This window comes from Kitasatospora sp. NPDC058170, assembly GCF_042883905.1.
In the GTDB taxonomy this organism is placed as follows: Bacteria; Actinomycetota; Actinomycetes; order Streptomycetales; family Streptomycetaceae; genus Kitasatospora.
This window is the reverse complement of sequence record NZ_JBHVUV010000066.1, coordinates 1-15,756: the sequence shown is the minus strand read 5'-3', so window position 1 is coordinate 15,756 and position 15,756 is coordinate 1. Positions and strand designations below refer to the sequence as shown.

Annotated in this window: 6 protein-coding genes; 1 reads left to right on the top strand and 5 read right to left on the bottom strand. The window is 73.2% G+C overall.

Annotation, left to right across the window (positions count from 1 at the left end; translation table 11 throughout):
* From ACFVVX_RS37465 to ACFVVX_RS37445, 5 genes are all read right to left on the bottom strand, one after another.
* On the bottom strand, positions 1-7,280 hold a 7,280-nt coding region (locus ACFVVX_RS37465), incomplete at its 3' end, for an SDR family NAD(P)-dependent oxidoreductase (RefSeq protein WP_387952613.1).
* A gap of 167 nt (positions 7,281-7,447) precedes the next feature.
* Positions 7,448-8,278: an arylamine N-acetyltransferase gene (locus ACFVVX_RS37460; RefSeq protein ID WP_387952612.1), complete on the bottom strand. Its 831-nt coding sequence runs from the start codon at positions 8,276-8,278 to the stop codon at positions 7,448-7,450.
* A 91-nt stretch (positions 8,279-8,369) separates the two neighbouring features.
* The gene (locus ACFVVX_RS37455) at positions 8,370-10,289 is read right to left on the bottom strand and encodes an anthranilate synthase family protein (RefSeq protein WP_387952610.1); all 1,920 of its coding nucleotides are present in this window, start codon (positions 10,287-10,289) and stop codon (positions 8,370-8,372) included.
* A gap of 97 nt (positions 10,290-10,386) precedes the next feature.
* Positions 10,387-11,061 carry an isochorismatase family protein gene (locus ACFVVX_RS37450; RefSeq protein ID WP_387952608.1) on the bottom strand — a complete coding sequence of 225 codons (675 nt, stop codon included), beginning with the start codon at positions 11,059-11,061 and terminating at the stop codon, positions 10,387-10,389.
* A 40-nt stretch (positions 11,062-11,101) separates the two neighbouring features.
* Entirely contained in the window at positions 11,102-12,148 is a 1,047-nt protein-coding gene (locus ACFVVX_RS37445) for a 2,3-dihydro-2,3-dihydroxybenzoate dehydrogenase (RefSeq protein ID WP_387952607.1), read from the bottom strand.
* 479 nt (positions 12,149-12,627) lie between these two features.
* Here ACFVVX_RS37445 and ACFVVX_RS37440 point away from each other — a divergent pair.
* A partial coding sequence (locus ACFVVX_RS37440; protein ID WP_387952614.1) for a type I polyketide synthase occupies positions 12,628-15,756 on the top strand: 3,129 nt, incomplete at its 3' end.

The window sequence follows — 15,756 nt, the reverse complement described above, 5'->3', positions numbered from 1 at the left end:
GTGCCGGTGAGGGTTTTGAGGGTGCGGGAGCGGAGGGTGACGATGCGGGCGGCGTCGTCGAGGGTGAGGGCTCCGGCGATGTGGGCGGCGGCGATTTCGCCTTGGGAGTGGCCGATGACGGCGTCGGGTTCGATGCCGTAGGTGCGCCAGGTCTGGGCGAGGGCGACCATGGTGGCGAAGAGGGCGGGTTGGACGGTGTCGACGTGGTGGAGCCAGGTGTCGTCGGTGCCGGTGAGGGTGGCGACGAGGTCCCAGCCGGTGTGGGGGTCCAGGGCCCGGGCGCAGGTGTCCAGGTGGGTGCGGAAGACGGGTGAGTCGCGGTAGAGGTCACGGCCCATCCCGGCCCACTGGGAACCCTGGCCGGGGAAGACGAACACCGTCCGTCCACCGCCCTCCGGGGCCGTACCGGTCACCAGGCCGGGAGCCTCCTCACCACGGGCCAGAGCCGCCAGACCCGTTAGGAGTTCCTCGCGCTGTGAGCCGACCACCACCGCCCGACGATCGAACAGCGTCCGGCTGTTGACGAGTGCGGCGGCGACCTGTCCGGCACCGGCCTCGGGCCGGGTGAGCAGGGCCTTGTGCAGTCGGGCGGCCTGGTCGCTCAGGGCCTCGGGCGTGGTGGCGGAGACCACCCACGCGGTCGGGCCCTCGACCTCGACGGCCTCGGCCGTCGCTTCGGTCGCGGGCTGCTCCAGGATGACGTGGGCGTTGGTGCCGCTGACGCCGAAGGCGGAGACGGCCGCCCGGCGCGGACGCTCGGCCTCCGGCCAGGCGCGCTCCTCGGTGAGCAGCCGGACCGCGCCGACCGTCCAGTCGACGTGGTGGGTGGGCTCCTCCACGTGCAGCGTCCTGGGCAGCACGCCGTGCTGCATCGCCATGACCATCTTGATCACGCCGCCGACTCCGGCCGCCGCCTGGGTGTGGCCGATGTTGGACTTCAACGAGCCCAGCCAGAGCGGCTCTTCGCGGTCCTGGCCGTAGGTGGCGAGCAGCGCGTTGGCCTCGATCGGGTCACCCAGTGAGGTGCCGGTGCCGTGCGCCTCGACGGCGTCCACGTCGGCCGGGGTGAGGCCGGCCCGGTCGAGGGCCTGGCGGATCACCCGCTCCTGGGCCGGGCCGTTGGGGGCGGTGAGACCGTTGCTCGCGCCGTCCTGGTTGATCGCGGTGCCGCGGACGACCGCCAGGACCTGGTGGCCGTTGCGGCGGGCGTCCGAGAGCCGTTCGAGCAGGACCAGGCCGACGCCCTCGGCCCAGCCGGTGCCGTCCGCGGAGGAGGAGAACGCCTTGCAGCGGCCGTCCGCCGCGAGGGCGCGCTGGCGGCTGAACTCCACGAAGCCGCTGGGGGTGGCCATCACGGTCACACCGCCGGCGAGGGCGAGCGTGCACTCGCCCTGCTGGAGGGCCTGCGCGGCCATGTGCATCGCGACCAGCGAGGAGGAGCAGGCGGTGTCGACGGTGACCGCCGGGCCCTCCAGCCCGAGCGTGTAGGAGATCCGGCCGGAGGCCACGCTGCCGGTGCCGTTGATGCCGATCTGGCCCTCGAACTCCTCGGGCATGTGGCTCAGGAAACGGCCGGCGTAGTCCTGGTACATCACGCCCGCGTACACGCCGGTTCGGCTGCCGCGGACGGTGGTCGGGTCGATGCCGGCCCGCTCGAAGGCCTCCCAGGAGGTCTCCAGCAGCAGGCGCTGCTGCGGGTCCATGGTGAGGGCCTCGCGCGGCGAGATGCCGAAGAAGGCGGGGTCGAACTCGGCGGCTCCGTGCAGGAATCCGCCCTCGCGGGCGTAGCTGGTGCCCGGGTGGTCCGGGTCCGGGTGGTAGAGGCCCTCCAAGTCCCAGCCGCGGTCCGTCGGGAAGGTGCTGATGCCGTCCCGGCCCTCGGTGACCAGCTGCCACAGGTCCTCCGGGGAGGCGACCCCGCCGGGGAAGCGGCAGGCCATGCCGACGATCGCGATCGGGTCGTCGATGGTCGCGGCGGGAGCGGAGGTGTCCACCGTCTTTGCGCCGCCGGAGATCTGACGTTCGATCAGTTCGGCGATGGCGAGCGGGGAGGGGTGGTCGAAGACGAGGGTGGTGGCGAGGGCGAGGCCGGTGGCCTTGGTGAGGCGGTTGCGCAGCTCGACCGCCATCAGGGAGTCGAACCCGAGCTCCCGGAAAGGCCGTTGGGCGCTGATGGCGCTGTTGTCGGTCTGGCCGATGACGGCGGCGACCTGGGTGGTGACCAGGTCGACCAGGGCCTGGGTGCGGTCGCGGCCGGTGAGCGCGGCGAGCCGCTGGGCCAGACCGGCCTCCACGCCGGCCCGGGCGGTGGCGCGGTGGACGCCCGCCAGGCCGCGCAGCAGGTGCGGAACGGTGCCCGAGGCCGCCTGCGAGCGGAGGGCGACCGGATCGAGCTTGGCCAGCACCGTCAGCGGGTGGTCGGTGGCGAGGGCGGTGTCGAAGAGGTCGAGGCCTTGGTCGGCGGTGAGGGCGTGGACGCCGCTGCGGGCCAGGCGGGTGAGGTCGGTTTCGGTGAGTTCGCCGGTCATGGCGCCGGTTTGGGCCCAGAGGCCCCAGGCGAGGGAGTGGGCGGGCAGGCCGGTTGCCCGGCGGTGGGCGGCGAGGGTGTCGAGGAAGGTGTTGGCGGCGGCGTAGTTGGCCTGGCCGGCGTTGCCGAGGACGCCGGCGAGGGAGGAGTAGAGGACGAATGCGGTCAGGGGGAGGTCGCGGGTGAGTTCGTGGAGGTTCCAGGCGGCGTCGACCTTGGGCCGCAGGACGGTGTCGAGGCGCTCGGGGGTGAGGGTGGGGAGGATGCCGTCGTCGAGGACGCCGGCGGTGTGGACGACGGCGGTGAGGGGGTGCTCGGCCGGTACCTGGGCGATCACGTGGGCGAGGGCGTCGCGGTCGGCGGTGTCGCAGGCGGCGATGGTGGTGCGGGCGCCGAGTCCGGTGAGTTCGGCGGTGAGTTCGGTGGCGCCGGTGGCGTCCGGTCCGCTGCGGCTGACCAGCAGGAGGTGGCGCACGCCGTGGGTGGTGACCAGGTGGCGGGCCAGCAGGGCGCCCAGGCCGCCGGTGCCACCGGTGATCAGCACCGTGCCCTCGGGGTCCCAGGGCGCGGTGGCAGGCTCGCCCGCGGGGGCGCTGCGGACCAGGCGCGGGGTGAGGAACACACCGTCGCGCAGGGCGCTCTCCTGCTCCGGGGAGGCCGCGGCGGCGGTGACGAGCTGCTCGGAGGCGGGGGTGGCGTCGGTGTCGAGGAGGGCGAAACGGCCCGGGTTCTCACTGATCGCGGACCGGACCAGACCCCACACCGCGGACTGGACCAGATCCAGCTCCGCGTCCTGCACCCCGGTACCACTACCGGTCGGGACGGCGTTGCGGGTGACCACGACCAGCCGGGAGTCCTGCACCCGCTCGTCCGCCAGATGCGCCTGCAGCGCGGCCAGCACCTCACCCGCCACCACCCGCACCCGCCCGGCCAGCGAACCCCGCCCGCCGTCACCGGCCACGAACAGCACCGGCTCAACAGCCGACGCCGCCGGCGCCGCCGGGACAGGCAGGGCCGTCCACCGGACATGGTGGACATCCGAGGACCGGACCGCAGCCAACTGCGCCGGATCCAACGGCCGCACACTCAGCGAACCCACCGTGGCCACCGGCACACCCGCACCGTCCGCCACCCGCAGCGACAACCCGTCCCCACCCGACAACGCGAGATGCACCCGCGCCGCCGTCGTCCCCGAGGCATGCACCGCCACCCCCGACCAGGCGAACGGCAACCGCACCCCCTCACCCTCCACCGCCGCCAGATGCAGGCACGCATCCAACAACGCCGGATGCAGCGTGAACCCGCCACCCTGCTCCTCCACGGGAAGCCGCACCTCGGCGAACAGGTCATCCCCCCGCCGCCACGCCGCACCCAGCCCGCGGAACACCGGACCGTACTGCAGCCCCAACCCCGCCAACCGCTCGTACACCCCGTCCACCGCCACCGGCACAGCACCCGCCGGAGGCCACACCTCCAACCCCTCACCCGCCACCACCACACCGCTCAGGAAACCCTCCGCATGCAGCGTCCAGGCCTCCCCATCACCCTCCTCCGGACGCGAATGGACCGTGACGGGACGCCGCTCGCCCCCCTCGGCAGCGCCGACGGTGACCTGCAACCGCACCGCCTGACCCTCCACCAGCACCAACGGCGCATGCAGCACCAACTCATCGAGCGTGCTCAGCCCGACCTCGTCACCCGCCCGAACAGCAAGCTCCACAAACGCCGACCCCGGCAGGATCACCGTCCCCGCCACCGCATGATCCGCCAACCACCCCTGCACACCCAACGACAAACGACCCGTCAGCACAGTCGTCTCACCGTCCGCCAGCCTGGCGACCGCACCCAGCAACGGGTGGTCGATCGAACCCAGACCCGCCGTCGTCACATCACCACGCGCAGAAGGCGATTCCAGCCAGTAGTGCCGACGCTGGAAGGCGTACGTCGGAAGCTCGACGTGCCGGGCCGGCCGGGCCGGCAGGACGGAGGACCAGTCGACGGCCACCCCGCGGGTCAGCAGACCGCCGACCGCCGCGAGCAGGGCGGTGGCCTCGTCCCGGTCCCGCCGCAGCGTGGCCAGGACCGCGGGGGCCTGGGCCTCGTCGGCCTGGGTCTGATCGGCCTGGGTCTCGTCGGCCAGGGTCTCCTGGGCCATCGCGGTCAGCACGGCGTCCGGGCCGACCTCGACGAAGGCGGTCACGCCGAGCGCCCGCAGCGCGGCGACGCCGTCCGCGAACCGCACGGCGCCGCGGACGTGCCGCACCCAGTACTCGGGGTCGGTCAGCTCGCCGGGGCCGGCCACCGCGCCGGTCAGGTCGGAGACCACCGGCAGCACCGGCTCGGCGTACGCGACGGACCGGGCGACCTGGCGGAACTCGTCCAGCATCGGGTCCATCAGCGGCGAGTGGAAGGCGTGCGAGACCCGCAGCCGCTTGGTCCGGTGCCCGGCTTCGGCCAGCGCGGCGGCGATCGCCGTCACCGCCTCCTCGGCACCCGAAAGGACCACCGAGGTGGGCCCGTTGACGGCCGCGACGGCGACCTCGCCGGTGTTCCCGCCGATCGCCCGCAGCACCACGTCCTCGGGCGCCTGGACGGCGACCATCGCGCCGCCGGCCGGCAGGGCCTGCATCAGCCGCCCGCGGGCCGCCACCAGCCGGGCCGCGTCCGCGAGGTCGAACACGCCCGCCACGTGCGCCGCCGCCAGCTCGCCGACCGAGTGGCCGAGCAGGTGGTCCGGGCGGGCGCCGAAGGACTCCAGCAGGCGGTAGAGCGCCACCTCGACCGCGAACAGCGCGGGCTGGGTGTACTCCGTCCGGTCCAACTCCTCGGACTCGAAGCACAGTTCACGCAGCGAGCGGCCGAGGTGCGGGTCGAGCTCCGCGCAGACGGCGTCGAAGGCCGCCGCGAACACCGGGAAGCGCTCGTACAACTCCCGTCCCATACCGGCCCGCTGGGCACCCTGACCGGTGAACATCACCGCCCACGGGCCGGGCGTCACCTCGCCGGAGACCACCCCGGGCGCGGTGCCGCCGTCGGCCAGCGCGGCCAGGCCGGCCAGCAGCCGCTCCGGGCCGTCGCCGGCCACCACCGCGCGGTGGTCGAACAGGGTGCGCTCGCTCAGCAGCGCCGCGCCGATCTCGGCGGGGTCGAACTCCGGCTCGTCGGCCAGGGCCTCCCGCAGCCGGGCGGCCTGGCCGCGCAGGGCCTCGGCGGTCCGGGCGGAGAGCACCCACGGCACGGCGCCGTCGGTGGCCGGGGCCGGACCGGCCTGCGTGGTCGGGGTGCTCGCGGTCGCGGTGCTCGCGGTGCCCTCGGCGTCGTCGGCGGCCCCGGGGTTCTCGGCGGGCTCGGCGGGCAGCTCGGCCGGCGCCTGCTCGACGATGACGTGCGCGTTGGTGCCGCTGATCCCCATCGAGGCCACGCCCGCCCGGCGCGGACGGTCGCCCGCGGGCCACTCCCGCCGCTCGGTGAGCAGCTGGACGGTGCCCGTGGACCAGTCGACGTGCCGGGTCGGCTCATCGATGTGCAGGGACTTCGGCAGCACACCGTGCCGCATCGCCATGACCATCTTGATCACGCCCGCCACACCGGCGGCGGCCTGGGTGTGGCCGATGTTGGACTTCACCGAGCCGAGCCAGAGCGGCCGGTCCGCATCCCGCCCGCGCCCGTACGTGGCGATCAGGGCGTTGGCCTCGATCGGGTCGCCGAGCGAGGTGCCGGTGCCGTGCGCCTCGACGACGTCCACCTCCGAGGGCGCCAGCCGGGCCGAGGCGAGGGCGTCCTGGATCACCCGCTCCTGCGAGGGGCCGTTGGGGGCGGTCAGGCCGTTGCTGGCGCCGTCCTGGTTGACCGCCGAGCCGCTCAGCACGGCGAGCACCGGGTGGCCGTTGCGGCGGGCGTCGGAGAGCCGCTCCAGCAGCAGCATGCCGACGCCTTCGGCCCAGCCGGCGCCGTCCGCCCCGGCGGCGAACGCCTTGCAGCGGCCGTCCACGGAGAGCGCGCGCAGCCGGCTGAACTCGATGAACAGGCTCGGGGTGGCCATCACCGTGACACCGCCGGCCAGCGCGAGCGTGCACTCGCCCTGCCGCAGCGCCTGGGCGGCCATGTGCACCGCGACCAGGGAGGAGGAGCAGGCGGTGTCCACGGCGACCGCCGGGCCCTCCAGCCCGAGCGTGTAGGAGACCCGGCCGGAGGCCACGCTGCCGGCGGCGCCGGTGAGCAGGTAGCCGTCGAACTCCTCGGGGGCGTTCTGCAGGAAGCGCCCGGCGTGGTCCTGGTACATCACACCGGCGAACACACCGGTCCGGCTGCCGCGGACCGAGGTCGGGTCGATGCCGGCCCGCTCGAAGGCCTCCCAGGAGGTCTCCAGCAGCAGCCGCTGCTGCGGGTCCATCGCGACCGCCTCGCGCGGCGAGATCTCGAAGAAGTCCGGGTCGAAGTCGGCGGCGTCGTAAAGGAATCCACCGCGCTTGGTGTAGGACTTGCCGGGCGCGCCGGGCTCGGGGTCGTACAGCTCGTCGAGGTCCCAGCCGCGGTCGGTCGGGAAGCCGTCGACGGCGTCCCGCTCGTCCATCAGGAGCTGCCAGAGCTCCTCGGGCGAGGTGACCCCGCCGGGGAAGCGGCAGCCCATGCCGACGATCGCGATCGGCTCGTGCTCGCGGTCCTCCATGTCGCGGAGCTGACGCCGTGCCTTCCGGAGGTCGGCGGTCGTCCGCTTCAGGTAATCGCGGAGCTTGTCCTCGTTCGACGTCACGGCGTTCAGCCCTTCAACAATCACGCGCGGTGGGAAAGCCTTGAAAGAAACGCAGGGAAAAAGACGGGGAGCTCAGGGAGCCCGAACGGCTCGGAGCGACCCGGGAAAGCCCGACGTCCCTGCCGGCGCCCGGGTGGGGCCGACAGGGCCGGTGGCGGGGCCGTCGGTCAGCGGTGGCTCTCGAAGACCTTGACCAGGATCTCGGCGTCGGTCGGGTCGAGGGTGAGGTGGAACACCGAGTCCAGCAGCTCCGGCAGTTCCTCGACCGTCACCTGGCGGACCTCGATCGCGCCGTCCGGCTGGATCCGGGAGAGCGAGTTGTTGGTCAGGGTCCAGCGGACGTGGTCCTCGGTGCGCTGAACGACCATCGACCCGGCCAGCACCGAGCCGGAGCCGGCCCCGGCGTAGTGCTGCATCATGTCGAAGTCGATCGGGTAGCGCGGCTCCATCCGGAAGGCGTACAGGTCGAACCAGCCGTCCCCGTGCAGGGAGCGCAGCACCCAGGTGTCGTCCTCCTCCAGTTCGAGCCCGAAGGTCCAGCCGCCCTGCTGCACCTCGGAGCCGTCGCAGATCAGGATCGGCTCCAGCATGCCCTCGCCGCCGAAGCCGACGTCGGTGAGCCACTCCTCGCCGTCCAGCGCGACGGTCACGAAGCCGTGGGTGACGGCCCGGAGGACCTTGGCGCCCAGCCGGATCCGGGCGCCGCGCGCGGTCACGTCGAAGCCGATCGCCTCCAGCGCGGCGGCGAACAGGACCGACTGGTCGTAGCAGCAGCCGCCGCGCCGGCCGCCGACCATCCGGTTCTGGATGCTCTCGATGTCCAGCGGCAGGCCCCGCCCGAGGACCATCTCCAGGTACTCGAACGGGAAGGCGGCGGTGTGGGCGCGCTGGAGCGCCCGCAGGGTGTCCAGGGTCGGGGTGAGCCCCGGCTCCAGGCCGACGCGCGCCAGGTACGCGTCGAGATCGAACGCCGGCCCGCCCCAGGTGGCTTCAGCCATGTCCTCGTCCTTCTCTCTGTTTCTTCCGCGCGCTCGCGCGGGCTCTTCGGGGTCTGTGGGGTCTGCGGTGCCGCGGTCCGGCCCGGGAGGGTCAGCCGTCGGCCAGCAGCGGGCCGAGCAGGTCGGCGATGATCCGGGGCCCGTCCGCCGTCAGCACGGACTCGGCGTGGAACTGCATCGAGCAGAAGCCGGGGCCGCGCAGGGCGTGGATCTCCCCGGTGGCCGGGTCGCGGCTGATCTCCACCTCGCCCGTCCGCGCCGCGAGGGCCGGCAGCGGCGCCCGGTCCTCGTCGCTGCGGGCGGCGAAGGTGTTGTAGAAGCCGACCAGCTCGTCCCGGCCGAACAGCGGGATCCGCTTCTGCACCCCCTGGTTGGGGACCTCCCGGGGTGCCAGCCGGAAGCCGAGCGCGTCGCTGAGGACCTGGTGGCTGAGGCAGACCGCCATGAACGGCGTGCCGTCGTCCAGCAGCGTGCGCACGGCCGACCGCAGGTAGGCGATCTTCGGGTGGTCCGCGGCCCGCGGGTCGCCCGGCCCGGGACCGAGGACGACCAGGTCGTACCCGGTCAGCTCGGTGCCCGGATCGTCGAAGCGGCGCACCTCGACGTCCAGGCCCAGGGCCGAGAGCTGCAGCGCGAGCATCGCCGTGAAGGTGTCCTCGGCGTCGACCACCAGCGCGCGCCGGCCGGCCGGCCCGGGCAGCGGCTGCGCGCGGTCCTCGAACTTGTCCGTCCAGAAGGAGGACAGGGTCTGGTTGCGGCTCTCCAGGGCCCGCAGGACCTGCGGGTGGGCGGCCAGGCCGGGCGCCGCGCCGCCGCCGGACCGCCCGGGCGCGTTCAGCATGGCCGCCAGCACGCCGGCGGCCTTGGCGCTGGTCTCGGCGACCTCCGACGCCGGGTCCGAGTGCCGGACCAGTGTCGCGCCGACCGGGACGCGGACGTGGCCCGCACGGTCGATCTCGGCCGTCCTGATCAGGATCGCCGAGTCGAGGGTCGGCCCGTCGGCGTCCCGCCCGAGCAGGGCCACCACGCCGCTGTAGTAGCCGCGCCCGGCCGGCTCGTACGTGCTGATCACGCCGCAGGCGCTCTCCAGCGGGCTGCCGGTGACCGTCGGGGCGAACAGCGACTCGCGCAGGATGTCCCGGACGTCCCGGTCGGTGGTGCCCTCGATGAAGTACTCGGTGTGGGCGAGGTGGGCCATCTCGCGCAGCTGCGGGCCCAGCAGGCGGCCGCCGCGCTCGCAGATCCGCGCCATCATCTTGAGCTCTTCGTCCACCACCATGTAGAGCTCGTCCGCCTCCTTGGCGTCGGCCAGGAAGGCGGCCAGCCCGTCCAGCGTCGGCCCGGAGACCGGGTACCGGTAGGTGCCGCTGATCGGGTTCATCACGGCGGTGCCGCCGCTCAGGCTGAGGTGCCGCTCGGGCGTCGCCCCGACGAAGGTCCGCTCCCCGGTGTGGACCAGGAAGGTCCAGTACGCGCCCGACTCCAGCTCCAGCAGCCGGCGGAAGACGGTCAGCGCGGCGGCGGGCGTGTAGTCGGCGATCTCGGTGAGGAACGAGCGCTTGATGACGAAGTTGGCGCCCTCGCCGCGGCCGATCTCGTTGCCGATGATCTCCCGCACGATCCGCGCGTACGCGTCGTCGTCGACGTCGAAGGCCCCCGGGGCCACCTGGAGCGGCAGGTCGGCGATCCGGGCCAGGGCCTCCTCCACCGGGACGGCGGTGTGCGTGTCGACCACCATCGACAGCAGCGGCGCGCCGTCGTCCACCACGGCGAAGCCCCGCTCGGCGATCTGCCGGAAGGGCAGCAGGACGAGCGTGTCGTACCGGGCCCGGCCGGTGGCCGTCGCCGGACCGACCGGGACCTCCGCCAGCGAGCCGGTCGGCACCGGGCGGCCGAGCAGCAGGTCGAGCTGGTGCCGGCCGCTCGCCTCCGGGCGGTGCAGCAGGGCGAAGGGCGGGGGATCGGCGACCAGGACGGCGTCCAGCGCGGAGTCCCCGTACGGGGTCGTCATGTCGCGTCCTTTCGGGGCAGCCGGGACTGCCGGGGCTGCCAGGGCTGCCGGGACAGTCGGGACTGCCGGGGCTTCGCGGCGGGATGGCGGAGCGGCGTCAACGGACCGCGACCGCCGCGGCCCGGGCGCCGACGGGCGCGTCGAGGCCGGCCAGGACGTCCTCGGTGGTCACCGCCATCGCGCAGCGCTGCGCGGCGTACTCGACGCACATCCGGTGCTGCGCCTCGCCGAAGTCGGCCACCGAGTCGACCACCAGGAACGGCTGGATGTCGTGCGCGAACGCCTCGAACGCGGTCATCAGAATGCCGAGGTGTGCGTACACCCCGCAGATGATGAGCTGGTCCCGGCCGAGCGCGCGCATGGTCTGCAGCAGATCGGTGTTGTGGAAAGCGCTGTAACGCCATTTGGTGAACACGTGGTCGCCGGCCTCGGGGGCCAGTTCGTCGATGATTCCGCGCTGCTCGGGATCGGCGGTCATCCCCGGTCCCCAGAAATCGACCAGCAGGCCGCGCTCCTCCTCGGTCATGCTTCCCGGCTGCGCGGTGTAGGCGACCGGAATGCCGAGGCGGGAGCATTTCTGCCGGATGAGCACGCTGTTCTGGACCAGTTCGACCAGCGGCGACTGACCCGCAGGAAAGGACTGCAGGAAGTACTTCTGCATGTCGTGGACCAGCAGCACAGCGCGCTGCGGATCCACCGACCACTGTGCGACGTTCTCCGGAAGGCCACCGCGCTCCGGCATGCGGTACGGTGCGATCTTCGGAATTCCCATGATGTGAAACCCTTTCGGCCGCCGTCGGTCCGGCGGGCGATCATTGCCCCAGCGTCGCGCCACCGTCGACGGTCAGGGTCTGCATGGTGATGTGCGCGGCCTTCTCCGAAAGGAGGAAGAGCACCGCGTCGGCAATGTGGCGGGTCTCGGCGATCCGGCCGAGCGGAATGCCGGTCTTGTAGGTGTCCGGCGAACCGGCGATGGTGGCCTCGGCCGACCCCTGCGCACCCCAGAGCGCGGTGAGCATCCCGGTGTGGGTGGAGCCCGGAGCGACCACGTTGCAGCGGATCCCGTGCCGGGCCACCTCCAGCCCGAGGCTCTTGGTGAACATCGCGGCCGCGGCCTTCGAGGCGCAGTACGCCGACATCCCGGCGCGCGGGGTGTGGGCGGCGTTCGAGGCGATCGTGACCACCGCGCCCGAGCGGCGGGCCGTCATCCGGTTGACCACGGCCTGCGAGACCACGAAGGTGCCGGTGGCGTTCACCGCGAAGGTCGCCGCCCAGTCCTCCTCGGTCAACTCGGCGGCGTCGCCCGGGCGCAGCACGCCGGCGCAGTTGACCAGGTAGTCGATGCCGCCCAGCCGCTCCTCGATGTCGGCGACCGCCCGCCCGACACTGCGGGCGTCCGCGATGTCCAGGGCGTAGGGGACGCCGAGCGCGTCCTCCTTGCGCAGTTCGGCCTCCACCGCGGCGAGGCCGTTCTCGTCCCGGTCGAGCAGGGCGACGGCGACACCCTGGGCGGCCAGGGCGTGTGCGATCTCCCGTCCGATGCCGCCGGCCGCGCCGGTGACCAGTGCGACGCCACGGTGCGTGCCGAATTCGTCCATCGGATCCTCACAAGTTCCGGGTGTTTTTCCGGGGGTGTGCACAAATGCCCGATCGCCGTTGCCTCCGGCGGCAGCCGTGGCGGCGATCGCGCCGGCACGGCCGCCCGACGGTGCCGAGGCGGGCAGTTCGGCCCGCTGGCCCAGTTCCATCAGGGCCAGGGCGAGCGACGTGCCCGTACTGCCGAGCGCCGCCTGGTACTCGGCCAGGGCGGCGTTCTCCCAGGCGAGATCCACCTGGCGGACGCCGGCTTCGCGGCGCATCGTGCGCAGTCGTGCGACGGCTTCGGTGCGCCGGCGGACGACTGCTATCAAACCTTGGTCGAGCTCGATGATGTGTTGTTTCTGTTCATCGATGCTTCGGACGCCCATGTCGGTACCCGATCCTCGCGGTGAACAGCCTTAGGAGGACTTTCATCCTTCCCGGCCGCGGGGCCTTCCAGGTAGCCCCTACCACCCCCTAGGCGGCGGGCCTGGCGGGTTCTCGCAGCCGACCCCTAGCGCGGCGCCGGGCCGAGTGACGGGGGCCACATTCCCGGGCCGCATTCCGTCCGAATGGTGGTCAGATTAGGGGCAGGGGTGGGGCGGTAGGGGATGGGAACGCCCGGTGACCCGGGGGTAGCGTTTCGCGGGATTGTCGGTATTGGTTTCCGATTTGCCCGCGGCCATCTCTTCGCGGGGAATTTTCGAGCTGTGCGAGCTGCGTGAGCCGCGCGCGCGGTCCAACTGTTTGAGCTGGGGGACTGGCGATGTCGAACAACGAGAGCGGTCTGCGGGAGTACCTCCGCCGGGCGACGGCGGAGCTGCGGGACGTCAACCGCCGGGTGCGGGAGATGGAGGAGCGGCAGCAGGAGCCGATCGCGATCGTGGGCATGGCCTGCCGGTTCCCGGGCGGGGTGGCCTCGCCGGAGGAGCTGTGGCGGCTGGTCGCCGACGGGCGCGAGGGGATCTCCTCCTTCCCGCTGGACCGCGGCTGGGACCTCGACGGCCTGTTCGACGACGACCCGGACCGCCCGGGGACGTCGTACTGCCGGGAGGCCGGCTTCCTGCACGACGCGGGGCTGTTCGACGCCGGGTTCTTCGGGATCTCGCCGCGTGAGGCGCTGGCGATCGACCCCCAGCAGCGGCTGCTGCTGGAGACCTCCTGGGAGGCGGTCGAGCGCGCCGGGGTCGACCCGCGCTCGCTGCGCGGCTCGCGGACCGGCGTGTTCGCGGGGGTGATGTACCACGACTACCAGCCGCCACTGCCCGCCGTTCCGGTGGAGTTGGAGGGCATGGTCGCCACCGGCAGTGCGGGCAGCGTGGCCTCCGGCCGGGTCTCCTACACGCTCGGGCTGGAGGGCCCGGCGATCACCGTCGACACCGCCTGCTCCTCCTCGCTGGTCGCCATCCACCTGGCCGCTCAGGCGCTGCGGCAGGGCGAGTGCGACCTCGCGCTGGCCGGCGGCGTGACGGTGATGTCGACGCCCTCGACCTTCGTGGAGTTCAGCCGCCAGCGCGGCCTGGCCCGGGACGGGCGCTGCAAGTCCTTCTCCACCGACGCGGACGGCACGTCCTGGGCGGAGGGCGTCGGCATCCTGGTCCTGGAGCGGCTGTCGGTCGCGAAGGCCAACGGCCACCGGGTGCTGGCCGTGCTGCGCGGCTCGGCGGTCAACCAGGACGGCGCGAGCAACGGCCTGACCGCGCCGAACGGGCCGTCCCAGGAACGGGTGATCCGGCAGGCGCTGGCCCAGGCGGGGCTCACCACCGCCGACGTCGACGCGATCGAGGCGCACGGCACCGGCACGCCGCTGGGCGACCCGATCGAGGCCCGCGCGCTGCTCGCCACCTACGGCAAGGACCGCCAGGAACCGCTCTGGCTGGGCTCGTTGAAGTCCAACATCGGCCACGCCCAGGCGGCGGCCGGTGTCGGTGGCGTGATCAAGATGGTCATGGCGATGCAGCACGGCGTCCTGCCGAGGACCTTGAACGTCTCCGAGCCCACCCAGCACGTGGACTGGTCCTCCGGCGCGGTGCGCCTGCTGACCGAGGAGCAGGAGTGGCCGCAGGCGGAGGACCGCCCGCGCCGGGCGGGTGTCTCCTCCTTCGGGATCGGCGGCACCAACGCCCACGTGATCGTCGAGCAGGGCGCGGCCGACGAGGCCGTTGCCGAGACCTCCCCGGTCGCCGGGCCGACGCCGTGGCTGCTGTCCGCCGCGAGCACGGAGGCGCTGCGCGGACAGGCCGACCGACTGGCCGATCTCATCGAGTCCGGTGAGGAGTTGAGCCTCGGCGGGGTGGCTGCGGCGCTGCGGTCGCGGACGGCGTTCGAGCACCGGGCCGTGGTGCTCGGCGACGACGGCGAGGAGCTGCTCGACGGGTTGCTGGGGCTGGCCGAGGGCGACGCCGCGACCGGGGTCGCGCAGAGTGGGCTGAAGGTGGGTGCGCTGTTCACCGGTCAGGGTGCCCAGCGGGCCGGTATGGGCCGGGAGTTGTACGAGCGCTTCCCGGTCTTCGCGGAGGCCTTCGACGCGGCCTGCGCGGAGCTGGACCGGCACCTCGGCCGCTCGCTGCGCGAACTGTGCTTCGAGTCGGAGGAGTTGGACCGGACGGGCTACACCCAGCCCGCGCTGTTCGCCTTCGAGGTCGCCGCGTACCGCCTGCTGGAGTCCTTCGGCGTGCAGCCGAAGCTCCTGGTCGGCCACTCCATCGGCGAGTTGGCGGCGGCGCACGTGGCGGGTGTGTTCGGCCTCGCGGACGCGGCGCGGCTGGTGGCGGCCCGTGGGCGGCTGATGCAGGCGCTGCCGACCGGCGGCGCGATGATCGCCGTCCAGGCCACCGAGGCCGACGTCCTGCCGCTCCTCGCCGGGCACGAGGACAAGGCGTCGATCGCCGCCCTCAACGGGCCGAACGCCACGGTCATTTCGGGTGACGACGAGACCGTCACCGCGATCGCCGAGCGGCTCTCCGCGGACGGTCGCAAGACGCAGCGGCTGCGGGTCAGCCACGCCTTCCACTCGCCGCTGATGGATCCGATGCTGGCGGAGTTCCGCGAGATCGCCCGGCAGATCGCCTACGCCGAGCCGACCATTCCGGTGGTCTCGAACGTCACCGGTGCCCTGGCCGAGGCCGGGCAGCTGACCGACCCCGAGTACTGGGTGCGGCACGTCCGGGACGCGGTGCGCTTCACCGACGGCATCACCGCCGCCGTGGAGGCCGGGACGACGGCCTTCGTCGAGGTCGGCCCCGACGCCGTCCTCACCGCGATGACCCGGCAGAGCGTGTCCGGTGAGGGGCTGGTCGGCGCGGTGCCACTGGCCCGGAAGGGCCGCCCCGAGGTCCGGACCGCCGTGGAGGCCCTGGCCGGCCTCTGGACCAGGGGCGCCGACGTCGACTGGTCCTCGCTGCTGCCCGAGCAGGCCGCACCCGTGGACCTCCCCACCTACGCGTTCGACCACCAGCACTACTGGATCCAGACCCAGGCGCCCGGCGCCAACCTGGCCACCGCGGGTCTCGGCGCGGTGGAGCACCCGCTGCTGGGGGCCGTCACCGAACTGGCGACCGCGGACCAACTGGTCCTCTCCGGTCGGCTCTCGCTCGCCACCCACGCCTGGCTCGCCGACCACGCCGTACACGGCACGGTGATCCTGCCCGGCACCGCCTTCATCGAGTTGGCCCTTCAGGCGGCCCACCGTGCCGCCACCCCGCACCTGCACGAACTCACCCTCCAGGCACCGCTGCTGCTGCCCCGGGACGAGGGCGTCCAGCTGCAGGTGGTGGTGGGTGCGCCGGAGGATTCCGGGTTGCGGCCGGTCACCATCCACTCCCGTCCGGAGGACAGCGACCAGCCCTGGACCCTGCACGCCGAGGGCCTGCTGGCCCCGGCGGCCGCG

Excerpts from the sequence above, each read along its gene's own strand:
- ACFVVX_RS37460 (WP_387952612.1), bottom strand. The coding sequence starts at position 8,278 with ATGGCTGAAGCCACCTGGGGCGGGCCGGCGTTCGATCTCGACGCGTAC.
- ACFVVX_RS37455 (WP_387952610.1), bottom strand. The coding sequence starts at position 10,289 with ATGACGACCCCGTACGGGGACTCCGCGCTGGACGCCGTCCTGGTCGCC.
- ACFVVX_RS37450 (WP_387952608.1), bottom strand. The coding sequence starts at position 11,061 with ATGGGAATTCCGAAGATCGCACCGTACCGCATGCCGGAGCGCGGTGGC.
- ACFVVX_RS37445 (WP_387952607.1), bottom strand. The coding sequence starts at position 12,148 with ATGCGCCGCGAAGCCGGCGTCCGCCAGGTGGATCTCGCCTGGGAGAAC.